This window comes from Delftia sp. DS1230, assembly GCF_040112715.1.
GTDB lineage: Bacteria > Pseudomonadota > Gammaproteobacteria > Burkholderiales > Burkholderiaceae_C > Comamonas > Comamonas tsuruhatensis.
Map to the genome: position 1 here is coordinate 1,718,151 of NZ_CP157763.1, position 24,997 is coordinate 1,743,147.

Sequence of the window (24,997 nt, forward strand, 5' to 3'; positions counted from 1 at the left end):
TCCCCGCAGGGAGCCCTTTGCCATTTCAGCGCGGCAATTTCAGTGCAGCGTGTCGTTGCCCGGTGCCATGGGCTGGATGCGGAAGAAGCCGGTGCCGGCCGAGCCGCGGCCGATTTCCTCCTCGGTGGCTTCGCGCACGCCTTCGACCTTCAGGTGCAGGCGCAGCGCGATGCCGGCCAGCGGATGGTTACCGTCCAGCACCACATGCTCGGGATAGATTTCGGTCACCGTGTAGAGCAGGTCGGGCGGCACGGCGCTGCAGCCCTTGGGCAGGGCGCTGGCCTCGAAGCTCATGCCTTCCTCCAGCTCGGCCGGGAACAGGGCGCGCGGCTCCAGGAAGATCAGGCTTTCGTTGTAGTCGCCGAAGGCTTCCTCGGGCTCCAGGTGCAGGTCCAGGACCTTGCCCTGGCCGTGGCCCTGCAGGGCCTCCTCGATGCGCTTGAGCAGGTCGTCGCCGCCGACCAGGAACTCCACGGGCTCATCGAGCACGTCCAGTTCCTCGCCCAGGGTGTCCTTGAGGGTCCAGGTCAGAGCGACCACGCATTGTTCTGTGATTTCCATGGTGTGCAGCTTGTGCGGCCCATGCCGCAGTGGGGAAAAAGAAAGACCGCCGCGCGCGCCCGTGTTTGACGAAGGCGTGCCGGCGGCCGCGTTGGCGCGATTTTCCCACGGCGGCCCGGCTGCTGCGCAGGCCGGGCGGCGAGTCCTGCCGATCAGAACGGGTAGTGGCGGGGCGCGGTCTGCATGGTGATCCAGCGCGTCTCGGTGAAGGCGTCGATGCCTGCCTGGCCGCCGAAGTGGCCGTAGCCCGAGTTTTTCACGCCGCCAAAGGGCATCTGTGCCTCGTCATGCACGGTGGGGCCGTTGACGTGGCAGATGCCGGCCTCGATGCGCGCGGCCACGCGCCAGCCGCGTGCGGTGTCGCGGGTGTAGACGGACGAGGACAGGCCGAACTCGTTGTCGTTGGCCATGGCGATGGCCTGCTCCTCGCCGCGCACGCGCACGATGGCCTTGACGGGGGCGAAGGTTTCCTCGCGGAAGATGTCCATCTCGGGCGTGACGCCGTCGATCAGCGTGGCGGCCATGAGCGTGTTGGTGGCCTTGCCGCCGCACAGCAGTTTTGCGCCCTTGGCCAGCGCGTCGTCGATCAGGCGGTTGGCGCGCTCCACGGTGGCCATGTCCACCACCGAGCCCAGCACCACGGGACCCTTGCGCGGATCGCCCAGCGGCAGCGAAGTGGCACGGGCCACCAGCTTGTCCAGGAAATCCCCGGCCACGGCCTCGTCCACGATGATGCGTTCGGTGGACATGCAGATCTGGCCCGAGTTGGCGAAGGCACCGAAGGTGCAGCCGGCCACGGCGGCGTCGATGTCTGCATCGTCCAGCACCACGAAGGGCGCCTTGCCGCCCAGCTCCAGAATGGCGGGCTTGAGGTACTTGGCGCAGGTCTGGCCGATGATGCGGCCCACGCGCGTGGAGCCCGTGAAGTTCACGCGGCGCACGGCAGGGTGGGCCACCATGGCCTCGACCACGGCGCCGGCATCTTCGGGCGCATTGGTCACGAAGTTGACCACGCCGGGCGGCAGGCCGCCTTCCTGCAGGGCCTCGATGATCAGGCCGTGCGTGGCGGGGCAAAGCTCCGAGCCCTTGAGCACCACGGTGTTGCCGCAGGCCAGCGGCGTGGCGATGGCGCGCACGGCCAGGATGACGGGCGCATTCCAGGGCGCAATGCCCAGCACCACGCCAGCGGGCTGGCGCACGGCCATGGCCAGGCTGCCGGGCACGTCCGAGGGAATGATCTGGCCATTGATCTGGGTGGTCAGCGATGCGGCCTCCAGGAACATGTTGGCAGCCAGGTGCACGTTGAAGCCGGCCCAGATGCCCGATGCACCGGTCTCGGCGGCCATGGCGGCGGCAAACGCCTCGGTCTTGGCTTCCAGCGCCTGCGATGCCTTCATCAGCATCTGGCGGCGCTCGGTCGGACCCAGCGCGGCCCAGGCGGGGAAGGCCTTTTGTGCGGCCTCGACGGCGCGCACGGCATCTTCGGGGGTGGCGGCCGGGGCGCGCGTGGCCACCGATCCGTCCAGCGGATTGCGGCGCTCGAAGGTGGCGCCATTGCCGGCCTGTGCGGCCTGGCCTGCGATGAGCATGGTTTGTTCGATCATGACTGTCTCCTTGGTATGCGGTTGTGGCCTGGGCGTTGGCGCTGCCGGGCGTGCCGGTCATCGTAGAAGCAGGCGATGGCGCAGGCAGCCCGCTGCGCGCACAAAGCGCATGACGGATCGTGCAGAGGCTCCGGGGTTTACCCTTGTCCTGGCTGTCCGCGGGGAAAGCCAAGGGGCGCGATGGGCCTGCACTTTCCCATAATCACGTCCATGGCCGCACACAGATCCTTCACCCGTGCGGCGATCAGGAGAGACCGCACATGACCGATGCCATGGTGTTGAGCACCGACGGACTGCCGCCCGGCGAGACGGCGTCGGCTTGGCATGCCTGGATGTCGAGCCTGTTTGCGGGCCTGGATACCGATGTCTATGGCGAACGCCTGTTCGAAGGCCATGTGCGCGTGGCCAACGCCGGCGATGTGGTCCTGACCCGGCTGGAGGCGGGTCGCCACCGCGTCATGCGCAGCATGCAGGGCCTGCGCGCCCATGAGTCGCCCTATCTGAAGATCGTTGCGCCCTGGGAGGGCGTGGCCAGCGTGCGCCAGCACAACCGCGAGGCCAGCGTGCGCAAGGGCAGCTGGGTGATCTATGACACGGCGCAGGAGTACGAGGTGGCCAATCCCGAATGGTCGGAGCACCTCATCGTGATGCTGCCGCGCCAGGCCATCGTGGACCGGGGCGTCCGGCTGGAAGGACTGATGGGGCGCAACGTGGGCGGCAGCTCGGGCATCGCCCGCATCGCGCTGGAGACCATGCGCAGCACCTACCAGGAGCTGCCCGGCATGGCCCCGCATCTGGCGCGCCGCGCGGGCGAGCTGCTGGTGGACATGGTCCACCTTTCGCTGCAGGAGCTGGCCGGGCAGGGCACGGCAGGCACCCAGCAACTGGCGCTGCAGGACCGCATACGCGCCCATGTGGTGGCCCATCTGCGCGATCCGGGCCTGTCGGTGGAGTCCGTGGCTGCCGCGCTCAACTGCAGCAAGCGCCATTTGCACAACGCCTTTGCGGACAGCCAGACCAGCCTGGGCGCCTTCATACAGCACAGCCGGCTGGAGCTGTGCATGCGCGAGCTGCTGCTGCCCGAGCACGCGCAGCGCACCATCACCGAAGTCGCCATGGACTGCGGCTTTGGCAGCAGCGCGCATTTCAGCCGGGCCTTCAAGGCCTATACGGGCCTGGCGCCCTCGGATTTCAGGGCCATGCGCAAGGCTGCGGGCTGAGCGTCGTCCGGCCATTTCGGGCCGGCTTGCGCTGGCGCCAGGACAGGGCAATGGCCGCATAGGACAATGCCGCCCTGTCTTTCTGCTCATTTCGGACCATTCCATGGACACCAACACCCCGCTTGCCCTGCTGGGCGGGCTTACCGCTTCCCAATTCATGCGCCGCCACTGGCACAAGAAGCCCTTGCTGGTGCGCCAGGCGATCCCGGGCTTCAAGCCCCTGATTCCGCGCGCCAGGCTGCTGGCCATGGCAGGCGAGGACGGGGTGGAATCGCGCCTGATCCAGCAGCACGACGGCGGCAGCTGGAAGCTCAGCCACGGCCCGCTGTCGCGCCGCAGCCTGCCTTCGCTGCAAAAGCCCGGCTGGACCGTGCTTGTGCAGGGCGTGGACCTGCACGACGACGGCGTGCACCAGTTGATGCAGCAGTTCCGCTTCGTGCCCGAGGCGCGGCTGGACGACCTGATGATCAGCTTTGCCACCGACCAGGGCGGCGTCGGCCCGCATTTCGACAGCTACGACGTCTTCCTGCTGCAGGCCCATGGCCGCCGGCGCTGGCGCATCGGCCGCCAGAAGGACCTGTCGCTGCAGCCCGATGTGCCGCTGAAGGTGCTCTCGCATTTCGAGCCGGAAGAGGAATTCGTGCTCGAGCCCGGCGACATGCTCTACCTGCCCCCGAAGTGGGCCCATGACGGCATCGCCGAAGGCGAGTGCATGACCTACTCCATCGGCTTTCGCTCGCCCGCGCGCGACGAACTGGCCCGCGAGCTGCTGCTGCGCATGTCCGACGAGCCCGATGAGCCCGAAGTGCCGGTCGTCTACCGCGATCCCGACCAGCCGGCCGTCGAAGCCCCGGGCGAGATTCCCGCCAGCCTGCACGATTTCGCCCGCAAGTCGCTGGAACGCGCGCTGGCCGAGCCGCTGGCGCTGGAGCGCGCTCTGGGCGAGTACATGACCGAGCCCAAGGCCAATGTGTGGTTCGAGCATGGCGAGGAAAACGGCATGTTCGAGAGCGTGGTCCTGGACCGCCGCACCCGCATGATGTATGACACCAGGCACATCTTCATCAACGGAGAAAGCTATCTGGCCGGTGGCCGCGATGCCACGCTGATGCGCAAGCTGGCCGACACGCGCGCGCTGTCGCGCACCGATCTGGCCAAGGCCAGCGACGATGCGCTGGAGCTGCTGTCCTCATGGTTTGACGCAGGCTGGGTGCGTGGCGGCAAGCTGTCCTGAACCGGGTAGACGCTGCGCCACAGGCATGCTAAGTTCGGGCATTCACTGTTGACAGCATGCTGCTGAACAAGGGCGGACTTCGTTAGATTTGTAAAGAATTGTCTTGAGCCCGTCAGTAAATTGACAGCCACCTGCTTTTGTTACACAGTGCATGTCAAGGCAGTCAATCCACTGCCCCATCCGGACTTTGCAAGAGGATTTGTGCGGAATTGTTCTGAGGCTGTCAGTTTCGGTCAGCTTCGGGAAAACCTCCCTATAATCTGACGCGAGTCGAATGAATGTTTTGACGCGGCTTGGCCGTAGCGCTCCGGTTGCCTGCATCCGGTGTCGCAATGGCGGGGCCCTCCTGTTTACTGTCTTCTTACCTACTCTCTAGGAAACTGTGATGAAGAACTCTCTGATCCTGGCTACCGTGATCGCTGCTGCAGCTCTGGCCGCTTGCGGCAAGAAGGAAGAGGCTCCGGCCCCCGCTCCCGCTCCTGCTGTTGAAGCTCCCGCACCGGCAGCTCCTGCTCCCGCAGAAGCCGCTCCTGCTGCTCCCGCCGCCGACGCAGCTGCTCCCGCAGCGCCTGCCGCTGACGCAGCTGCACCTGCCGCTCCCGCTGCTGACGCTGCTGCTGCAGACGCCGCCAAGGCTGCTGCCGACGCTGCCGCCAAGGAAGCCACCAAGCAGTAATCCGGCCTTCGCCGATGGCACAGGCTTAGGCTTGTGCTGCGAAAAAACCGCATCCTTCTGGCTGCGGTTTTTTTTTCGTCCATCGGGGCCCGGTCATGCATATCCATGGTCTATGCACGACGGCCCGGATGCAAAAAAGCCACCGGCAAGTGAATGCGCGGTGGCTGCAGGCGAGGGCGGCGGCTGCCGCCTCAATCCCGACGTGAGGATCGCCTACTTCATGTCGTCGGTGATGACGCGCACGATGCGCTGGGCATTGGCCGAGGTCTCTGGCTGGCCCTGGGTGTTGAGCACGGTGACCGTGGACTTGTCGCCCTCGCTGCGCACCTGGATCTGGTACTTGACCGGCGCAGCCGCGTCGGGCGAGCGGCTGAACAGCTTGCTGAAGAATCCCTTGGGCTCGACCTTGGCATCGGGCGCCACATAGCGCACGAAGTAGATGCCGCGGCTGCGGTCGCGGTCTTCCACGGTGAAGCCCGTGCGGTCCAGGGCCACGCCGACACGGCGCCATGCGCGGTCAAAGCCTTCGTCGATCTGCAGCACGGGCTGTCCGTTGGCGGATTCCATGCGCACGCTGCCGGTGGCGGCTGCCGTGGTGGTGTTGGCCTTGGCCACGGCGTCGGCCTGCTCCTGGCTCACGCCGAGCTTGACCATCAGGCGGCGCAGGAATTCGGTTTCCAGTTCCGGATCGGAGGGGCGCGGCTGCCAGATGGTCTGGTCCTTCTGGGCGCTGGTGTACACCTCCTGCATGCCGCGGTGCGTGATGTAGACCTCGGTGGAGCCGTCGGCCGAGCGCTCCAGGCGGGTGCGGAACCTGTCGCGCTCGCTGGTGGAGTACAGGCCGTCGAAGACCTTGCCCAGCGTCTTGCGGATCACGTCCTGCGGGATCTTGGCGCGGTTCTCGGCCCAATCGGTTTCGATGATGCCGAGCTGGCGGTCTTCGGTGGTGAAGATGAAGCCGTTTTCCAGCCAGAAGTCGCGCACGGGCTCCCACAGCTGGTCGGCCGGACGCTTGATCACCAGCCAGCGCTGCTCGCCATTGCGCTCGATGCGCACATCGCCCAGGGCGGCGGTGGCCGTTCGGCCCTCTGCCGGCTTTTGCGCCTTGGAGTTGGCTTCCATGGCGGCGGCGGAGACCACGCCGCCGGGCACGGCGTAGCGGGAGTCCGTGGACAGCTGTGTCAGGTCTGGCGGGACTTCCAGGGTGGGCGCCTGCTGCTTGCCGGCGCTCTTGTAGTCGATCTTGCTCTCTTGGAACGTGGTCGTGCAGGCTGTCAGGCCGATGGCCAGGCTCAGCAGGCTCAGACGTGCAATGGGCTGTTTCACGCGAATATCCTTGGTGCGTTCGGTCGGTGGGGCGGGGCGCCTCACAGCAGGCCAGCGGAGCTCAGGGCGGCTTCCACGGTGGCTTCCAGATTCTTGCTCAGGGGTGTCATCGGCAGGCGCATGGCCGGGCCGCAAAGGCCCAGGCGGGCTGCGGCCCACTTGACGGGAATGGGGTTGGCCTCGACGAAGAGGTTCTTGTGCACAGGCATCAGGCGCATCTGGATGTCCATGGCGGTGCGCACGTCGCCGGCCAGGGCCGCCTTGCACAGATCGCTCATCAGGCGCGGCGCCACGTTGGCCGTGACGCTGATGTTGCCGTGGCCGCCGCACAGCATCAGTGCCACAGCGGTCGGATCATCGCCGGAGTACACGCCGAAGCCTTCGGGCACTTCACGGATCAGCCACTGGGCGCGTTCGATGTTGCCCGTGGCTTCCTTGATGCCGATGATGGCGGGGATCTGCGCCAGGCGCAGCACGGTGTCGTGCTGCATGTCGGCCACCGAGCGGCCGGGCACGTTGTAGAGCACCACAGGCAGGTCGCCCACCGCTTCGGCAATGGCCTTGAAATGCTGGTACTGGCCTTCCTGCGTGGGCTTGTTGTAGTAGGGCACGACCTGCAGCTGGCTGTCGGCACCGACCTTCTTGGCGTAGCGGGCCAGCTCGATGGCCTCGTGCGTGCTGTTGGCGCCGCAGCCGGCCATCACGGGAACGCGGCCCGCAGCCTGCTCGACGGACACGCGGATGATTTCGCAGTGTTCCTCCACGTTGACGGTGGGGGATTCGCCTGTCGTTCCCACCACGCCGATGCAGTCCGTGCCCTCGGCCACATGCCAGTCGATGAGTTTTCGCAGCGCCGGGTAGTCAACACTACCGTCCTCGTGCATGGGCGTGATGAGGGCAACGATGCTGCCAGTGAGAGCGACGGAGGAGGATGTCATGTCCGCAAGAAAAAACGGGAAAGGATCATTCTAACGAGTGTCGGAGGCAGGCCCAAGGCGGTCGCCTGTAGGGATTCAGGCGATTGCAGAGCCTGACGCCTTCTGATGCGCCAGCATGGCCACGGGTTCCCGGCCTGTTGCATCGGGGCGCAGTGCCGCGATGCGCTGGACCACGCGATCGGGCTCGCCCAGCTGGCCGTGCTCGTAGGCCACGATGTGCCAGCCCGCGCAGGCCTGCAGCAGCTCGCCGGGCGCCAGCAGGAAATCGGGCCGGGAAGGCTTGCCGAAGGCCTCGTTGCCCTGGGCAAAGGTTTCGTACAGCAGCACGCCGCCGGGGGCCACGCTGTCCAGCAGCGACGGCCACAGCGGGCGCCACAGATAGTGGGTCACGACCACGGCGCCGAACTGCCTGCCGGGCAGGGGCCAGGGGCCGTTTTCAATGTCGGCGCACAGCAGCTCGCCCACGCCCTGCAGGCCGGCCAGGGCCTGGGCGTCGCGGTCCACGCCCGTCACTGCATGGCCGCGTGCATGGAACCAGCGCATGTGGCGGCCAGGGCCGCAGGCCACGTCGAGCACGGTGGCCTCGGGTGCCAGAAGATGCGACCAGCGTTGGATCCAGGGCGAAGGCGGCGTGGCTGCGTGCATGTGAAATTTCGGAAATGAATTGAAAGCGGCCGCCATTGTGCCGCCAGGCCTTTGCCGCGCTTCAATTTCAGAAGCAGGCCCAGAGCTGGTCGGCCATGCCCAGCATGAACTCGGGCTGCAGATAGAGCATGAAGACCAGGCCCAGCACCAGCAGCACGGCGGCCCACAGCGCCAGCCTGCGCAGCAGCTGTGGGCGGGGCGTGATGGCTGTCGTCATGTCAGGCCGCCGCCTGCGCCGCACGCGGCCTTGCCACCGGGGCTTCGCGTATCGGCAGGTTCAGCAGGCCGGCGGCCACGCCCAGGCCGATGGCCAGGTACCACACCACCTGGTAGCTGCCCGTGTGGTCATACAGATAGCCGCCCAGCCAGACGCCCAGGAAGCTGCCGACCTGGTGGCTGAAGAACACCATTCCGCTCAACATGGACAGATGCTGCACGCCGAAGATCTGGGCCACGGTGGCATTGGTCAGCGGCACGGTGGACAGCCACAGCAGTCCCATGGCGGCCGAGAAGATGTAGACCGACCAGGGCGTCAGCGGCGCGAGCAGGAAGAGCACGATCACCACCGAGCGCGTGAAGTAGATGGTGGACAGCAGGTAGCGCTTGGGCAGGCGCTGGCCCAGGTTGCCGGCCACGTAGGTGCCGACGATGTTGAACAGCCCCACCAGCGCCAGCGAGATGCTGGCCACCTGCGGTGCCAGGCCGTAGTCCTTGAGGTAGCTGGGCATGTGCACGCCGATGAACATCACCTGGAAGCCGCAGACGAAGTAGCCAGCCGTCAGCAGCACGAAGCTGGGCGTGCGCAGCGCTTCGGCGACGGCCTGGCCCGCGCTCTGGTCGCGCACGGGTCGGGTATTGCCGGCCGTGAAGCCCGGCTCGCGCAGGCCGAAGGCCAGCGGAATGATCATCAGGGCGCACAGCGAAAGCAGCAGCAGGGCGTTGGACCAGCCGAAGTTCGAGATCAGGCTGCCTTCCACGGGCACCATGAAGAACTGGCCGAAGGAGCCCGCCGCCGCCGTCACGCCCATGGCCCAGCTGCGCCGCGCCACGGGAATCTGGCGGCCCAGCACGCCGTAGATCACGGCATAGGTGGTGCCGGCCTGGGCTGCGCCTATCACCACGCCGGCCGTCAGGGCGAACCAGGTTGTCGTGGGCGCCATGGCCATGCCGGCCAGGCCCAGCGCATACAGCAGCGCGCCCACCAGGAGCACGCGGAAGGCGCCGAAGCGGTCGGCCAGCATGCCGCCGAAGATGCCGAGCACGCCCCAGGACAGGTTCTGGATGGCAATGGCCAGCGCGAAGGACTCGCGCGTCCAGCCCATCTCCTGGGTGATGGGCTGCAGCCACAGGCCGAAGCCGTGCCGGATTCCCATGGACAGCGTCACGACTGCGCCCCCGCACAGCAGTATCTGCACCATGGACATGGGTTGGTTGTTTTTGTGCATGCGGCAAACTTTAGCGAAACTCCGGGTTTTGCGCTGCGACGCGTGGGTCGCCCATGCGCCAGCGCGGCACTTCGTAGCCCTTGGCGGCACTGGCCTTTTCGGGATAGTCAATGTCAATGACTGTGAATGTATCCAGCACTGAGCCGGGCCGCGCACTACAATCCGCCCCCATGGCAGTCAAACCATCTCCCACTTCCGCCAGCGAATACTCCGAAGGCTCGATACGCGTGCTCAAGGGCCTGGAGCCCGTCAAGCAGCGTCCCGGCATGTACACGCGCACCGACAACCCCCTGCATGTGCTGCAGGAGGTGATCGACAACGCGGCCGACGAGGCGCTGGCCGGCTTCGGCAAGAAAATCCGCTTCACCCTGCATTCCGACGGCTCCTACAGCGTCGAGGACGACGGCCGGGGCATCCCCTTCGGCATGCACCCCGAGGAAAAGGCGCCCGTGGTGGAGCTGGTCTTCACCCGCCTGCATGCGGGCGGCAAGTTCGACAAGGGCAAAGGCGGCGCCTACAGCTTCTCGGGCGGCCTGCATGGCGTGGGCGTCTCGGTCACGAATGCGCTGGCCACGCGCCTTGAGGCCTGCATCCACCGCGAGGGCAAGGTGGCCACCATCGCCTTCTCGGGCGGCGACGTGGTCGAGCCCCTGCAATCGCGGCCGCTGGCCGCGGGCGAACGCAAGCAGGGCACGACCGTGCGCGTGTGGCCCGATGCCCGCTACTTCGAATCCTCCCAGCTGCCCATGGGCGAGCTGATGCATCTGCTGCGCAGCAAGGCCGTGCTCATGCCCGGCGTGTCGGTGACCCTGGTCAACGAGAAGACGCGCGACACCCAGACCTGGCAGTTCAAGGGCGGCCTGCGCGACTATCTGCAGCAAAGCCTGCATGGCGAGGCCGTCATCCCCCTGTTCGAAGGCGAGGGCTTTGCCGACCGCAACCACGACAGCTTTGCCGAAGGCGAGGGCGCCGCCTGGTGCGTGGCCTTCACCGAGGATGGCGCGCCGCTGCGCGAAAGCTATGTCAACCTGATCCCCACCACGGCCGGCGGCACGCACGACAGCGGCCTGCGCGACGGCCTGTTCCAGGCGGTCAAGGCCTTCATCGAGATGCATTCGCTGCTGCCCAAGGGCGTCAAGCTCATGCCTGACGACGTCTTCGCGCGCGCCAGCTACGTGCTCAATGCCAAGGTGCTGGACCCGCAGTTCCAGGGCCAGATCAAGGAGCGCCTGAACTCGCGCGATGCCGTGCGCCTGGTCAGCGGCTACGTTCGCCCTGCGCTGGAGCTGTGGCTCAACGAGCATGTGGAATGGGGCCGCAAGCTGGCCGAGATCGCCATCAAGGCCGCCCAGACCCGCCAGAAGGCGGGCCAGAAGGTCGAAAAGCGCAAGGGCTCGGGCGTGGCCGTGCTGCCCGGCAAGCTCACCGATTGCGAAAGCCGCGACCTGAGCCTGAACGAGGTCTTCCTGGTCGAGGGCGACTCGGCCGGCGGCAGCGCCAAGATGGGACGCGACAAGGAAACCCAGGCCGTGCTGCCCCTGCGCGGCAAGGTGCTCAACACCTGGGAAGTCGACCGTGACCGCCTGTTCGCCAACAACGAGATCCACGACATCTCGGTGGCCATCGGCGTGGACCCGCATGGCCCCCATGACACGCCCGACCTGTCCGGCCTGCGCTACGGCAAGATCTGCATTCTTTCGGATGCCGACGTGGACGGCTCGCACATCCAGGTGCTGCTGCTCACGCTGTTCTTCCGCCACTTCCCCAAGCTCATCGAGGCCGGCCACATCCATGTGGCGCTTCCGCCGCTGTTCCGCGTCGATGTGCCTGCGCGCGGCAAGAAGCCAGCAGCCAAGATGTACGCGCTGGACGAGGGCGAGCTGACCGCCATCCTCGACAAGTCCGCCAAGGATGGCGTGCCGCGCGAGAAATGCCAGATCAGCCGCTTCAAAGGCCTGGGCGAGATGAATGCCGAGCAGCTGTGGGAAACCACGCTCAACCCCGACACGCGCCGCCTGCTGCCCGTGCAGTTCATGAATCTGGACTTTGCGGCGGCCGAGCAGGTCGTCACCAAGCTGATGGGCAAGGGCGAGGCTGCGGCGCGCCGCGAGCTGATGGAGTTGCACGGCGACGCCATCGAAGTGGATATCTGATCCCCATGCCCCTGCGCCCGGCTGCCCCACAGCACCTTCCGCACCGCCCGCACCCTGCGCGCGCCGCTGCCGCGCGCGCGCTTGCAGCGCTGGGCGCGGCCCTGGCGCTGTGGGGGGGGGCGCAGCCCGCGCATGCCGATCTCTGGGCCTTCGTGGACGAGCGCGGCATCACGCACTTCGCCGCGCAGGCGCTGGACGAGCGCTACAAGCTCTACTTCCGCGGCTCGCTGTATGACAGCACCGAGCAGGGACTCAAGCCCCCGCTGGTGGAAGCCGAGGCCGCTGCCGACGATGACGGCGGCAGCGATGCCGGGCGCAGGCTGCAGGCGAGCACGCGGATGCAAAGCTTCTTCGACATCTCGCCGCGCTACAAGAGCGTGCGCGGCCACCTGCGCAAGGCGGCGGACCACACGGGGGTGGACTGCGACCTGCTCAAGGCCGTGATTGCCGTCGAGTCGGGCTTTGACGCGCAGGCCATCTCGCCCAAGGGCGCAGTCGGCCTGATGCAGCTGATGCCCGCCACGGCCCAGCGCTTCGGCGTGGAGGCCAGCCGCCAGCGCAGCGTGCAGCAGCAACTGGCCGACCCGGCCGTCAACGTGCCGGCCGGCGCGCGCTACCTCAACCATCTGATGGGGCTGTTCCCCGGGCGGCTGGACCTGGTGCTGGCCGCCTACAACGCGGGCGAGGGTGCCGTGCGGCGTGCGGGGCAGGCCATTCCTCCCTATCAGGAAACCCGCAATTACGTGAAGGCCGTGCTCGGTATCTACGAGCAGCTGCAGGGCGGGCGCCAGCGTGCGGGCCAGGCAGCGCCTGCGGTGGCGGCACAGCCTGGCACAGCGCCCCGGATACGGATGACCTTGTCCACAGGGCTGCCATCGCCGCGATGAGCGGCCTTCACTGCATTTATTGAGATCACGAATTTCTTCATGAGCGATCAAAACACTCTGGATCTGGCCCAACAGGCGGCCGGCGATGCCCTGGACCTGGGCCAGTACGCACAGCGCGCCTACCTTGAATACGCACTGTCGGTCGTCAAGGGCCGGGCACTGCCCGATGTCACCGACGGCCTCAAGCCCGTGCAGCGGCGCATTCTGTATGCCATGGACCGCATGGGCCTGAGCTACAGCGGCCCCAACCACAACACGGCGGCCAAGCCCGTAAAAAGCGCGCGCGTGGTCGGCGATGTGCTGGGTCGCTTTCACCCGCACGGCGACCAGTCGGCCTACGACGCGCTGGTGCGCATGGCCCAGGACTTCAACCAGCGCTATCCGCTGGTCGATGGCCAGGGCAATTTCGGCAGCCGCGACGGTGACGGCGCAGCGGCCATGCGCTACACCGAGGCGCGCCTGTCCAAGATCACGGGCCTGCTGCTCGACGAGATCGACATGGGCACGGTGGACTTCGTGCCCAACTACGACGGCAGCACGCAGGAGCCGCAGCAGCTGCCCGCGCGCCTGCCGTTCGCCCTGCTCAACGGCGCCAGCGGCATTGCCGTGGGCCTGGCCACGGAAATCCCCAGCCACAACCTGCGCGAGGTGGCCGACGCCTGCGTGGCCCTGATCAAGCGGCCGCAGCTCAGCGACGAGGAACTGTTCCAGATCATCCCCGGCCCCGACTATCCGGGCGGCGGGCAGATCATCAGCAGCGCCTCCGACATCCAGGATGCCTACCGCACGGGGCGCGGCAGCCTCAAGCTGCGCGCGCGCTGGAAGATCGAGGAGCTGGCGCGCGGCCAGTGGCAGATGGTGGTGACCGAGCTGCCGCCCGGCGTCTCGGCGCAGAAGGTGCTCGAAGAGATCGAGGACATCACCAACCCCAAGGTCAAGACCGGCAAGAAGGCGCTGAGCCAGGAACAGACCCAGCTCAAGGCCAGCATGCTGGCGGTGCTCGATGGCGTGCGCGACGAGTCCAGCAAGGATGCGCCCGTGCGCCTGGTCTTCGAGCCCAAGACCGGCAAGGTGCCGCAGCAGGAGCTGGTCACGGCGCTGCTGGCGCACACCAGCCTGGAGTCGTCCAGCTCCATCAACCTGACCATGATCGGCCTGGATGGCCGGCCGGTGCAGAAAAGCCTGCGCCTGATGCTCGAGGAATGGATCGCCTTCCGCCAGACCACGGTCACGCGGCGCAGCCAGCACCGGCTGGCCAAGGTGCTGGACCGCATCCACATCCTCGAAGGCCGTCAGGCCGTGCTGCTGAACATCGACAAGGTCATCGCCATCATCCGGGCCAGCGACGAGCCCAGGCAGGCGCTGATCGATGCCTTTGCGCTGTCCGAGCGCCAGGCCGACGACATTCTGGAAATCCGCCTGCGCCAGCTGGCGCGGCTGGAGGCCATCAAGATCGAGCAGGAACTCAAGGAACTGCGCGTCGAGCAGGGCAAGCTCGAAGACATCCTGGGCAGCGAGAGCGTCATGCGCCGCCTGATCTGCAAGGAGATCGAGGCCGACGCCAAGCAGTTCGCCGATGCGCGCCGCACGCTGATCCAGGAAGAAAAGAAGGTGGTCGCCGAAGTCAAGGTGGTCGATGAGCCCGTGACGGTCATCATCTCGGACAAGGGCTGGGTGCGCACGCGCCAGGGCCATGGCGTCGATGCGGGCACGCTCAGCTTCAAGGCCGGCGACAGCCTGCACGGCACCTTCGAGTGCCGCACGGTGGACCAGCTGCTGGCCTTCGGCAGCAATGGCCGGGTCTATTCGGTGCCGGTGTCGCAGCTGCCCGGCGGGCGCGGCGATGGCCAGCCCGTGACCACGCTCATCGAGCTGGAGGCCGGCACCCAGATCCTGTACTACTTCGCGGGAGCCGAAGGAACGGCGCTGCTGCTGTCGGGGTCGGGCGGCTACGGCTTCGTGGCCATGGTGGGCGACATGGTCTCGCGCCAGAAGGCGGGCAAGGCCTTCGTGACGCTGGCCGACGGCGAGACGCTGTGCGCCCCGTCCACGGCCTACGGCGTGCCCATGGGCGCACGCGCCGAGCCGCAGGAAGGCGAGCAGGGCGCGGGCCTGCTGCTGCCGGCCACGCATGTGATCTGCGCCTCCACGGGCGGCCGCATCCTCACCTTCGAGATCGCCAGCCTCAAGCACATGGCCAAGGGCGGTCGCGGGCTGATGCTGCTCGATCTGGAGGACAAGGACACCCTGGCGGGCGCTGCCGCCTACACGCGCAGCATCCGCATCGATGGCCTGGGCCGCGGCGGCAAGGAGCGCAGCGAGACGCTGGAGATCCGCAGTCTCAACAATGCCCGTGGCACGCGCGGCCGCAAGGGCAAGTCGGCCGACCTGGGCTTCAAGCCGCAAAGCGTGACGCGCGTGGAGTAAAGAGCGCAGCTGCCCCTGCAATGCCTTTCGCGAAAGGGGCGGATCAGGGGTTTTCTCTGGGTTTTTCCGGCCTCCGGGCCCTGCTGCAGGCCTCAACATGGAGTCTTCCAACATGAGGGAGACTGGATATGCTGCGACTTCGCATGGCACACAAGCTGTGGCTTGCCGTGGCCGCCATCGTGGTGGCGCTGGTGGGCGTGGTCGGCTTGTCGGGTTATCGCTCGGCCCAGGTCCAGGCCCGGTCCGAGGCCGTCACCCAGGAGATGCAGGCGCGGGTCCAGGCCGCCGTGCGCTGGATGGGGCTGACCGAAACCAATGCGGCCCGCACCCAGGCCCTGGTGGTCAGCAGTGATGCTGCCGTCGAGGCCGAGTTCAAGGACGTGATCAGCGCCACCTCGGCGCGGATCACCGAGGTGCAGAAATCACTGGAAGCCATGCCCCTGTCCGACGCAGACAAGGCGCAGATGGCCAGGATTGCGGCAGCCCGCAAGACCATGATCGAACTGCGTGCCCAGGCACGCCAGCTCAAGGCCGATGGCCGGCAGGAGCAGGCGTTGGCCTTGGTCAAGCAATCCTACAACCCTGCCGTGGATGCCTATCTGCAGTCGCTGCGCGACTTCGTGCAGATGCAGGAGCAGGTGGTGCGCAGCAGCCAGGAAGAGACGGCAGCCTCGCGCAGGCTCACCGTGGGTTTTGCCGCTGCGGCCGTGGGCGTGCTGCTGCTGTGCATCGTCATCGGCGCCCATTTCCTGATTGCCAGCATCCGCCGTCCCCTGGCCCAGGCCAGGGAACTGGCCGAACGCATTGCCGCAGGCGACCTGAGCGCAGCGGCGCAGGGACAGACACAGCGCGCTGACGAATTCGGCGACCTGCTGCGCTCGCTGCAGGCCATGAGCGAATCGCTGTCGGGCATGGTGCAGCAGGTGCGCCAGAGCACGGACAGCATTGCCATCGCCAGTGCCGAGATTGCCACCGGCAACCACGACCTGTCCGTGCGCACCGAGCAGACCTCCAGCAACCTGCAGGAGACCGCAGCCGCCATGGAGCAGTTCACCAGCACGCTGCAGCAAAGCGCCCGCAGTGCGCAGCAGGCCAGCAGCCTGGCGGCGGGCGCGTCACAGGTGGCCCAGCGCGGGGGTGAGGTCGTGGCCCGGGTGGTCGAGACCATGAAGGGCATCAACGACAGCAGCAGGCAGATTGCCGACATCGTCGGCGTCATCGACTCCATTGCCTTCCAGACCAATATCCTGGCGCTGAACGCCGCCGTGGAGGCGGCCCGCGCCGGCGAGCAGGGCCGGGGCTTTGCCGTGGTGGCCAGCGAGGTGCGCACGCTGGCCCAGCGCAGCGCGGCGGCTGCCAAGGAGATACGCCAGCTCATCGGCGCTTCGGTGGAACGGGTGGAGGACGGCGCCCGCCTGGTGGGCGATGCCGGCACCACCATGGAGGGCATCGTGCAGTCCGTGCAGCGCGTGGCCGACACCATCGGCGAGATCACGGCGGCCTCTTCGGAGCAAAGCGCGGGCGTGGCCCAGGTCAATCAGGCCGTGGGACAGCTGGACCAGATGACGCAGCAGAACGCGGCCCTGGTCGAGCAAAGCGCGGCCGCGGCGCAAAGCCTGCGTGAGCAGGCCGAGCAGCTGTCGCGGACGGTGGCGGTGTTCAAGGTGGCGCACCTGGCGCCCTCGCCGACGACGCTCGCAAGGCAGGCTGCGCCGGCGGTGCGCACTGCGCACAGCGCGGCCGCAGCGCCAAGGCGGCCGGCAGCAGCCGTGGCGCCTGCGGCTGTCGGGCCGGTTGCCGCGCGGCCTGCCGCAGCAAGGGAGGCGGCGCCCAAGCTGGCCTCGGCGCCCCGGCCCGCCGCACCGGCAGCCGAGGATGGCCAATGGGAGAGTTTCTAGCCGCCTGCGAGCACGGCGGCGCCGTGCGGCAGCATGCCGATCAGGCCAGTTCGGCGATCAGCTCGATTTCCACGCAGGAGCCCAGCGGGATCTGGGCCACGCCGAAGGCGCTGCGCGCATGCGTGCCGGCATCGCCGAAGACCTGGCCCAGCAGCTCGCTGCAGCCATTGGCCACCAGGTGCTGCTCGGTGTAGTCGCCCGTGGAGTTGACCAGGCACATCAGCTTGACGATGCGGCGCACGCGGCCCAGGTCGCCGCCGGCGGCGTGCTGGAGCGTGCCCATCAGGTCGATGGCGATGGCGCGCGCGGCCTGCTGGCCGTCGGCAGTCTGCAGATCACGGCCCAGCTGGCCTGCCCAGACCTTGCCGTCCTTGCGTGCGATATGTCCGCTCAGGAACACCAGATTGCCCGTCTGCACATAGGGCACGTAGGCTGCCGCCGGGATGGCAGGCGACGGCAGTTCGATGTTCAGGGCCTTCAGTTGTTCGTAAACGCTCATCGTTGATTCCTTCGAGACAAGAAAAATCCGGCGCCAGTGCCGGGGTGGCGGACAGTGTGACACAGCCCCCGTGCACCCTGGCATGTCAGGGGCTGGGCATGCGCCAGTCTGATTCTTGTCCGAATCTGGGTCGGAGCACGGTGGCTTCGAGGCACCTGCTTCTAGCATGCCTGGATGCGCGCTGTGGTCCCTGCACCCACTCCTTCATCGTCTTCGTGGACGCCGTGGCTGCTCGGCTGCGTGGTCGGTGCCGCCTGGCAGGTCACGCAGCCCCAGCTGTGGCCGCTGTGGATGTATCTGCTGATGATGGGCCTGGCCTTGCTGGCCTTGCTGTATCTGTCAGGACAGGTCCGGCGGGCCCGGGCCGGCGGCCGCCGCGGCGCGGTCAGCGGCCTGTGGGTCGCCGCTTGCGCAGCCTCGCTGGTGGCCGGCCTGACAGGCTGGCGTGCCCAGGACTTTGCGGGCCACGCGCTGTCGCCGCAGCTGGAAGGGCGTGACCTGCGCATCGTCGGCGTCGTGGCATCGCTGTCCCAGAACATGGCCCAGGGCGTGCGCTGGCGCATGGCCGTGGAGCAGGCGCAGATCGCTGGCAGCGAAGAGGCCCTGGCGCCGTTTCCCGGGTTGATCGAGCTGTCCTGGTTCGCAGCCCGGGGCCGGGCGTCCAAGGGCGCCGCAGCGTCGCTGCCCGTCCTGCGCCCGGGCCAGCGCTGGGACCTGACCGTGCGGCTCAAGCGCCCGCATGGCGCGCGCAATCCCCACGGTTTCGACTATGAGCTGTGGCAGTGGGAGCAGGGCGTGCAGGCCACGGGCTATGTGCGCGAACAGCCAGCGGCGAGCCTGCTGGCCGACACCGGCGCCTACGCCCTGCAGCGCTGGCGCCAGCAGATGCGCGAGGCCATCGTGAACCGGGCAGCCGCACTCGCGCAAGCCATGCAGCGCGTAGGCATGGACCCCGCGCAGTCGCCGCGCATGCTGGGCGTGGTGGCCGCCCTGGCCATGGGCGATCAGCAGGCCATTGCGCGTGACGATTGGACGCTGTTCCGCCATACCGGCGTGGCCCATTTGATGAGTATTTCCGGACTGCATATCACCCTGTTCGCATGGCTGGCTGCGCTGGTCGTGGGGCGACTGTGGCGTTGCAGTGCCCGGGCCTGCCTGTGGTGCCCGGCGCCGCAGGCGGCCCTGCTGGCTGGCGTGCTGCTGGCGGGCGGCTATGCCCTGTTCAGCGGCTGGGGTCTGCCGGCGCAGCGCACGGTGTGCATGCTGGCAACGGTGGCCGCGTTGCGCGTCACAGGGCTGCGCTGGCCCTGGCCCGCAGTGTGGTGCCTGGCGCTGGCCGTGGTTGTCGTGCTCGATCCCTGGGCCCTGTGGCAGGCGGGCTTCTGGCTGAGTTTTGTCGCCGTGGGCGTGCTGCTGGCGACCGATGCACGCATGCAGGGCGCGGTGCGGCCGTCGCTGCCCGCCCGTGCCCTGGCGTTGTGGGGTGAGCAGTGGCGCATCACTCTGGCGCTGGCGCCGCTGGGGCTGATGCTGTTTGGCCAGCTGTCGCTGTCGGGGCTGCTGGCCAATCTGGCCGCGATTCCCTGGGTGACTTTCGTGGTCACGCCACTGGCCTTGCTGGGGGCCTTGTGGCCCCCGTTCTGGACGGGCGCGGCGCTGGCGCTGGCGCCGCTGCTGGAACTGCTGCAGTGGCTGGACCGGTGGGGCTGGGCCGTGTTGCAGCTGCCGCAGCCGCCGCTGTGGGCGGGGCTGGCTGCGCTGGGTGCAGGCCTGGCGCTGGTGGCTCCGGTGCCGGCCGGATGGCGTTGCTGGGGCCTGGCCATGTGCCTGCCGGCCCTGTGGTGGCCGCCGGCCGCACCGGCACATGGCGAGTTCGATTTGATGGCCGTGGACATAGGCCAGGGCAATGCCGTGCTGCTGCGCACGGCCCGGCACGCCCTGCTGTATGACACGGGTCCGCAGTACGGCATGGATAGCAATGCCGGCGAACGGGTGCTGGTGCCGCTGCTGCAGGCCCTGGGGCTGCGCCTGGATGCGCTGTGGCTCAGCCACCGCGACGGCGACCATACGGGCGGTGCCTTGGCCGTGCATGCCGCGCAGCCGCAGGCCGAGGTCTGGGGATCGGACTCCGTGATCCTGGACCCCGCTCTGGCCGGCCTGGGCGCCGTGCGCCGATGTGAGGCCGGCCAGCAGTGGGAGTGGGATGGCGTGCAGATGCAGGTGCTGCATCCACCCGCGGGCGAACCGCTGCCGGCCGCGCAGGCCCTGGCCCACGCCAATGCGGGCAGCTGCGTGCTGCTGCTGCGTTCGGCATCCGGGGTGCAGGCCTTGCTGGCCGGCGATATCGAGGCTGCACAGGAAAGGGCGCTGGCGCAGGCCGGCGCCTTCACGCCCGTGCAGTGGCTGCTGGTGCCGCACCACGGCAGCCGCACCTCATCGAGCACCGCTCTGGTGCAGGCCCTGGCACCGCGCTGGGCCATGGTGCAGGCGGGATACCGCAGCCGTTATGGACACCCGGTCCCCGAGGTGGTGCGGCGCTATGAGGCTAACGGCTCCAGCGTGGTGCAGTCGGCCCGCTGCGGCGCAGCGCATTGGCGCTCTGCCGATACCGCACAGCTGGTCTGCGAGCGGGAGCGGGCGCGCCGTTACTGGGACATGCATGTCACGCACGTCAGGCACATCACGCAGAGGCAGGGCGGATAGGACGGGTGCCGATGGCCGCGCAGCCGGCATATGCTGGATACCGCTTGTCCGGATTGAGGTTACCTATCGCTACACTGGTGCGATACGAGGGCTGGCCCGCAGCTTGCTTTACCTCGTACACATGCAGCGACAGGAGGTGACGAATGCATCCATTTGACGAGATGTACACGATGACGCCGTTCGACGGCAGCGATGTGCGCCTGCACTACAAGGACTATGCGCAATGGCTTGCGCGCCAGTCCGAACAGACGCTGCGAGCGCGCAGCGCCGAGGCCGAGATCATCTTCCGGCGCGTAGGCATCACGTTCGCCGTCTACGGCGACAAGGATGAAAGTGGCGCCGGCACCGAGCGCCTCATTCCCTTCGACCTGATTCCGCGCGTCATCCCGTCCCATGAATGGGAGCGCATGCAGGCAGGCCTGGTGCAGCGCGTGACGGCGCTCAACCGCTTTCTGCACGACGTCTACCACGACCAGGAAATCCTGCGCGCGGGCCTGCTGCCGCGCGAGCTGGTGCTGAACAACAGCCAGTACCGCCCCGAGATGCGGGGCCTTGCCGTGCAGGGCGGCATCTACGCCCACATCGCCGGCATCGACATCGTGCGTGCCGCCAATGCCCAGGGCGAGGGCGTGTACTACGTGCTGGAGGACAACCTGCGCGTGCCTTCGGGCGTGTCTTACATGCTGGAGAACCGCCGCATGATGATGCGGCTGTTCCCCGACCTGTTCTCCCGTCATCCCGTGGAGCCCGTGGCCCACTATCCCGACATGCTGCTGGAGACGCTGCGCGCCAGCGCTCCGGCCGGCACGCCCGAGCCCACGGTGGTGGTGCTCACGCCCGGCATGTACAACAGCGCCTACTTCGAGCACGCCTTCCTGGCCCAGCAGATGGGCGTGGAGCTGGTCGAGGGCCAGGACCTGGTGGTGGACAAGGACGTGGTCTACATGCGCACCACGCGCGGCCTGCAGCGCGTGGACGTGATCTACCGGCGCGTGGACGATGATTTTCTGGACCCCGAAGTCTTCCGTCCCACCTCCACGCTGGGCTGCCCCGGCCTCATGCGCGCCTACCGCGCGGGCAACGTCAGCATCTGCAATGCGGCGGGCACGGGGGTGGCCGACGACAAATCGGTCTATCCCTATGTGCCGGAGATGATCCGCTTCTACCTGGGCGAGGAACCCATTCTGCAGAACGTGCCGACCTGGCTGTGCCGCAAGCCCGACGACCTGCGCTACGTGCTCGACCACCTGGATGAGCTGGTGGTCAAGGAAGTCCATGGCGCCGGTGGCTACGGCATGCTGATCGGGCCTGCCGCCTCGCGCGGCGAGATAGAGGATTTCCGCCGCGCGCTCATCGCCAATCCCGGCGGCTACATCGCGCAGCCCACGCTGGCGCTGTCCACCTGCCCCACCCTGGTGGAGCAGGGCATTGCGCCAAGGCATATCGACCTGCGTCCCTTCGTGCTCAGCGGCAATCAGGTACGCATGGTGGCCGGCGGCCTCACGCGCGTGGCGCTCAAGGAAGGCTCGCTGGTGGTCAATTCATCACAGGGCGGCGGCACCAAGGACACCTGGGTGCTCGGGGCCGGTGAGTCAAACGAGGGAGGACATTGAATGCTCAGCCGTACTGCCGATCATCTGTACTGGATGTCCCGCTACACGGAGCGTGCGGAGAACACTGCCCGCATGCTCAACGTCTCCTATGACACTTCCATGCTGCCCCAGGCGCCTCAGGCGGCGCGCAAGGCCTGGCAGGGCGTGCTGTCCATCAGCGAGCTGATCCCCGCCTATGCCTCCCGCCACGGCGAGGTGCAGCGAGAGGCCGTGCTGCACTTCATGGTGCGCGACGAGAGCAACTCCTCGTCCATCGCCTCCTGCCTGCGCGCTGCGCGGGAGAATGCGCGTGCCGTGCGCGGGGCGCTGACCACCGAGGCCTGGGAGACCCAGAACCAGACCTGGCTGGAACTCAAGCGCCTGCTGGCCGAGGGGGACTGGGAGCGCGATCCGGGCCAGTTCTTCGAATGGGTCAAGCACCGCTCGCACCTGTCGCGCGGCGTGACACTGGGCACCATGCTGCAGGACGAGGCCTTCCACTTCCTGCGCCTGGGCACCTTCATCGAGCGCGCCGACAACACGGCGCGCCTGCTGGACGTGAAATTCCACGCCATCGAGCGCGACTACCATGGCAGCGCGCGCAACGGAGCGTCGGGCAAAGGGGCCACGCCCTTCGACTTCTACCACTGGAGCGCGCTGCTGCGCAGCGTCTCGGCCTTCGAGGTCTACCGCAAGGTCTACCGCGACGTGATCACGCCCGAGCGCGTGGCCGAGCTGCTGATGCTGCGCAGCGACATGCCGCGCTCGCTGCTGGCCAGCATGCTGGAAGTGGTGGCCAACCTGGAAAGCGTGGCCAACGACCAGTCGCGCGAGACCCAGCGCAAGGCGGGCCGCCTGCTGGCTGACCTGCGCTATGCGCGCATCGACGAAATCCTGGCCACGGGCCTGCACGCCTATCTCACGCAGTTCCTGGATCGCGTGCACGACCTGGGTCAGGGCATCAGCCGCGACTTCCTGGTGCCTGCCTGAGCCGCCGTCGCCCAATGAACAAAGCCGCCCTCGGGCGGCTTTGTTCATTGGGGCAGGGCCATTCAGTCCTGCGCGCTGTCCAGCTCCAGCACAACGCCTTCGGCATCGCCGATGGGCACCACGTCGCAGTTGTCGCCAGGGCCTCCCCGGTCCACCACGATGAAGCGCGCGGGCGCGTTCAGGGCAATCAGCGAGTGGTGCCAGACGCCGCGGCGGTAGTTCACGCCCTGGCGTCCGTTGGTGATGAAGGCGCGCAGGTCGCCGGGCGCCACCTGCTCTCCCAGGGGCGCAACCACCACGATGAAGGGCTGGGCGTCCAGCGGCATGAAGGCCTGGCTGCCCAGGGGATGGCGCTCCATGCTCGTCAGCTGCAGGGGCAGCGCATAGGGGCGGGCGTGGAACAGGTTGATCAGCGCATGGCCCTCGCTGCCGCCCGTGTCCACGCGGGCCAGGGCATGGTAGCGCTCGGTCATGCCGTCATTGATCAGCAGCGGCGTGTGGCCTGCACTGTCGATGACCTCGCCAAACTCGGCAAAGGCTTCGGCGGTCAGCGGTTGGACGCGCAGGCGAAGGCGGGCGGGGCGGGTCTCTGACAAGGTATTCACGAAGTACTGCCTCTTGTTTTCATACTGGTATTACCAGTTTGCTGTTGCCTGGGGATTTTGTCAAATCTGAGTGACGCCAGCCGATGTCATGCGCATCATTTGCGGTGGTTCGGGTAAATGCGAGTTTGCATTGGCCGGCGGGAAAGGCAACATTCGCTCCGTATTTTCAGACCGGTCATACCAGTTGATCGCAACCCTTCAACCAAGGACTTCCTGATGTCATCACTTCCCGCATCCGCCGAGGCCGCCGGCGCGGCCCCGGCGCTGTCCAGCGAAACGCCGGCCGAGGCAGCCGTCTACCGCAAGGTGGCCTGGCGCCTGCTGCCCTTTATCATGGCCTGCTACGTGGCGGCCTATCTGGACCGGGTGAACGTGGGCTTTGCCAAGCTGCACATGCTGGCCGACCTGCAGTTCAGCGAGGCCATGTACGGCCTGGGCGCGGGGCTGTTCTTCATCGGCTATTTCTTCTTCGAGGTGCCCAGCAACATGCTGATGCACCGCATAGGAGCCAAGGCCACCATCTCGCGGATCATGATCATGTGGAGCCTGATCTCGGCGGCCATGATGTTCGTGACCACGCCCACGCAGTTCTACGTGCTGCGCTTCCTGCTGGGCGCGGCCGAGGCCGGTTTCTACCCCGGCATGATCCTGTACATGACCTACTGGTTTCCCTCGTACCGGCGCGCCCGCATGGTGGCGCTGTTCATGTGCGCGATCCCGGTCTCGGGCATCCTGGGCGGACCGCTGTCGGGCGGCATCATGGACCTGATGCAGGGCGTGGCGGGGCTGCGCGGCTGGCAATGGCTGTTCCTGATCGAGGCCATTCCCTCGCTGATCCTGGGCCTGGCCGTGCTCTGGTACCTGGACAACAGCATCCGCGCAGCGCGCTGGCTGACCGAGGCGGAAAAGACCCTGCTGGAGCGCAACATCGCTCGCGAGAACGCCAGCAAGAGCGACAGCCACGTCACGCTGCGCGCACTGTTTTCCGACCCGCGCATCATCAAGATGGCCATGATCTGCTTTTGCACCGTCATGGGCCAGTACGGGCTCACGTTCTGGCTGCCCAGCCTGATCCGCCAGTCGGGCGTGGAGGGTGCCTTCCAGATCGGCCTGCTGACGGCCGTGCCGTTTTCGGTGGCCGTGGTGTCCATGAACCTTGTCAGCCGCAGCTCGGACCGCATGCGCGAGCGCCGCTGGCACCTGATCGTTCCGTTCTGCGTGGGCGCGGCGGGCCTGATGCTGTCGGCCATCTTCAGCGGCAACGTCTACCTGTCGCTGGCCGCCCTGGCGCTGGCCGCGGGCGGCAGCCTGGCAACCTCGCCACTGTTCTGGAGCCTGCCCACGGCCATCCTGTCCAGCGCAGGCGCTGCGGCCGGCATTGCGCTGATCAACTCCTTCGCCAACCTGGCCGGCTTCATCAGCCCCTACATGATCGGCCTCATCAAGGATGCGACGCAGAGCACCAATGCGGCCATGTTCGTGCTGGCCGGCGTGCTGCTGTTCGGGGCCTTCCTGACCTATACCGTGCCCGCCAAACTGGTCAACAAGTAGCGCCGGACAGGGCGCGTGAACCGGCGGGCGAGGCGCGCAGTCG

General features: G+C 67.5%; 20 protein-coding genes. 11 read left to right on the forward strand and 9 right to left on the reverse strand.

The features are described from left to right. Window positions 1-39: 39 nt before the first annotated feature. Together AAN986_RS07745 and AAN986_RS07750 are read right to left on the reverse strand one after the other, a co-directional pair. Window positions 40-561: a peptidylprolyl isomerase gene (locus AAN986_RS07745; protein WP_043789867.1), complete on the reverse strand. Its 522-nt coding sequence runs from the start codon at window positions 559-561 to the stop codon at window positions 40-42. 152 nt (window positions 562-713) lie between these two features. Continuing rightward, window positions 714-2,165: an aldehyde dehydrogenase gene (locus AAN986_RS07750; protein ID WP_043789869.1), complete on the reverse strand. Its 1,452-nt coding sequence runs from the start codon at window positions 2,163-2,165 to the stop codon at window positions 714-716. 260 nt (window positions 2,166-2,425) lie between these two features. On the opposite strand from AAN986_RS07750, the gene AAN986_RS07755 reads away from it, so the two are divergent. The 3 genes from AAN986_RS07755 to AAN986_RS07765 all read left to right on the forward strand — a co-directional run bounded on the left by AAN986_RS07755 (window position 2,426) and on the right by AAN986_RS07765 (window position 5,295). Then, window positions 2,426-3,385, forward strand: a complete 960-nt coding sequence (locus AAN986_RS07755; protein WP_047219400.1) for a helix-turn-helix domain-containing protein — start codon at window positions 2,426-2,428, stop codon at window positions 3,383-3,385. Window positions 3,386-3,488: 103 nt separating this feature from the next. After that, entirely contained in the window at window positions 3,489-4,619 is a 1,131-nt protein-coding gene (locus tag AAN986_RS07760; protein WP_047219399.1) for a cupin domain-containing protein, read from the forward strand. A gap of 385 nt (window positions 4,620-5,004) precedes the next feature. Beyond that, window positions 5,005-5,295, forward strand: coding sequence for a hypothetical protein (locus tag AAN986_RS07765; RefSeq protein WP_074920994.1), 291 nt, complete (start codon window positions 5,005-5,007; stop codon window positions 5,293-5,295). A gap of 213 nt (window positions 5,296-5,508) precedes the next feature. On the opposite strand, the gene bamC is transcribed toward AAN986_RS07765, so the two are convergent. The 5 genes from bamC to AAN986_RS07790 form a co-directional block, all read right to left on the reverse strand. Continuing rightward, entirely contained in the window at window positions 5,509-6,621 is a 1,113-nt protein-coding gene (gene bamC / locus AAN986_RS07770; protein WP_016447628.1) for an outer membrane protein assembly factor BamC, read from the reverse strand. Between the two features lie 41 nt (window positions 6,622-6,662). Continuing rightward, window positions 6,663-7,559, reverse strand: coding sequence for a 4-hydroxy-tetrahydrodipicolinate synthase (gene dapA / locus AAN986_RS07775; protein WP_016447627.1), 897 nt, complete (start codon window positions 7,557-7,559; stop codon window positions 6,663-6,665). Window positions 7,560-7,634: 75 nt separating this feature from the next. Next, complete coding sequence (locus AAN986_RS07780; RefSeq protein WP_047219397.1) at window positions 7,635-8,204, reverse strand: class I SAM-dependent methyltransferase; 570 nt, start codon at window positions 8,202-8,204, stop codon at window positions 7,635-7,637. Between the two features lie 67 nt (window positions 8,205-8,271). After that, window positions 8,272-8,421 (reverse strand): hypothetical protein, encoded by a 150-nt coding sequence (locus AAN986_RS07785; RefSeq protein ID WP_164474689.1) that lies wholly within the window; start codon window positions 8,419-8,421, stop codon window positions 8,272-8,274. Between the two features lies 1 nt (window position 8,422). Continuing rightward, window positions 8,423-9,628 (reverse strand): MFS transporter, encoded by a 1,206-nt coding sequence (locus tag AAN986_RS07790; RefSeq protein WP_174538866.1) that lies wholly within the window; start codon window positions 9,626-9,628, stop codon window positions 8,423-8,425. Window positions 9,629-9,819: 191 nt separating this feature from the next. Between AAN986_RS07790 and AAN986_RS07795 the strand changes: the two genes are divergently transcribed. The 4 genes from AAN986_RS07795 (at window position 9,820) to AAN986_RS07810 (ending at window position 17,014) form a co-directional block, all read left to right on the forward strand. After that, window positions 9,820-11,802 carry a DNA topoisomerase IV subunit B gene (locus AAN986_RS07795; protein WP_016447623.1) on the forward strand — a complete coding sequence of 661 codons (1,983 nt, stop codon included), beginning with the start codon at window positions 9,820-9,822 and terminating at the stop codon, window positions 11,800-11,802. Window positions 11,803-11,807: 5 nt separating this feature from the next. Continuing rightward, window positions 11,808-12,689, forward strand: a complete 882-nt coding sequence (locus AAN986_RS07800) for a lytic transglycosylase domain-containing protein (RefSeq protein WP_047219396.1) — start codon at window positions 11,808-11,810, stop codon at window positions 12,687-12,689. A gap of 39 nt (window positions 12,690-12,728) precedes the next feature. Then, window positions 12,729-15,116 (forward strand): DNA topoisomerase IV subunit A, encoded by a 2,388-nt coding sequence (gene parC, locus AAN986_RS07805; protein ID WP_016447621.1) that lies wholly within the window; start codon window positions 12,729-12,731, stop codon window positions 15,114-15,116. A 128-nt stretch (window positions 15,117-15,244) separates the two neighbouring features. After that, entirely contained in the window at window positions 15,245-17,014 is a 1,770-nt protein-coding gene (locus AAN986_RS07810; protein WP_277848829.1) for a methyl-accepting chemotaxis protein, read from the forward strand. Between the two features lie 40 nt (window positions 17,015-17,054). On the opposite strand, the gene AAN986_RS07815 is transcribed toward AAN986_RS07810, so the two are convergent. Then, window positions 17,055-17,513 (reverse strand): RidA family protein, encoded by a 459-nt coding sequence (locus AAN986_RS07815; protein WP_012206880.1) that lies wholly within the window; start codon window positions 17,511-17,513, stop codon window positions 17,055-17,057. A gap of 174 nt (window positions 17,514-17,687) precedes the next feature. Here AAN986_RS07815 and AAN986_RS07820 point away from each other — a divergent pair, with 174 nt between their 5' ends. The 3 genes from AAN986_RS07820 (at window position 17,688) to AAN986_RS07830 (ending at window position 22,798) form a co-directional block, all read left to right on the forward strand. Further along, the gene (locus tag AAN986_RS07820) at window positions 17,688-20,216 is read left to right on the forward strand and encodes a DNA internalization-related competence protein ComEC/Rec2 (RefSeq protein ID WP_349335605.1); all 2,529 of its coding nucleotides are present in this window, start codon (window positions 17,688-17,690) and stop codon (window positions 20,214-20,216) included. 143 nt (window positions 20,217-20,359) lie between these two features. Then, entirely contained in the window at window positions 20,360-21,829 is a 1,470-nt protein-coding gene (locus AAN986_RS07825) for a circularly permuted type 2 ATP-grasp protein (protein WP_016447617.1), read from the forward strand. Then, window positions 21,830-22,798, forward strand: a complete 969-nt coding sequence (locus tag AAN986_RS07830) for an alpha-E domain-containing protein (protein WP_016447616.1) — start codon at window positions 21,830-21,832, stop codon at window positions 22,796-22,798. A gap of 62 nt (window positions 22,799-22,860) precedes the next feature. On the opposite strand, the gene AAN986_RS07835 is transcribed toward AAN986_RS07830, so the two are convergent. After that, entirely contained in the window at window positions 22,861-23,403 is a 543-nt protein-coding gene (locus AAN986_RS07835) for an ureidoglycolate lyase (protein ID WP_046238231.1), read from the reverse strand. A gap of 216 nt (window positions 23,404-23,619) precedes the next feature. Between AAN986_RS07835 and AAN986_RS07840 the strand changes: the two genes are divergently transcribed. Then, complete coding sequence (locus AAN986_RS07840) at window positions 23,620-24,954, forward strand: MFS transporter (protein WP_016447614.1); 1,335 nt, start codon at window positions 23,620-23,622, stop codon at window positions 24,952-24,954. The last annotated feature ends 43 nt before the right edge of the window (window positions 24,955-24,997 follow it).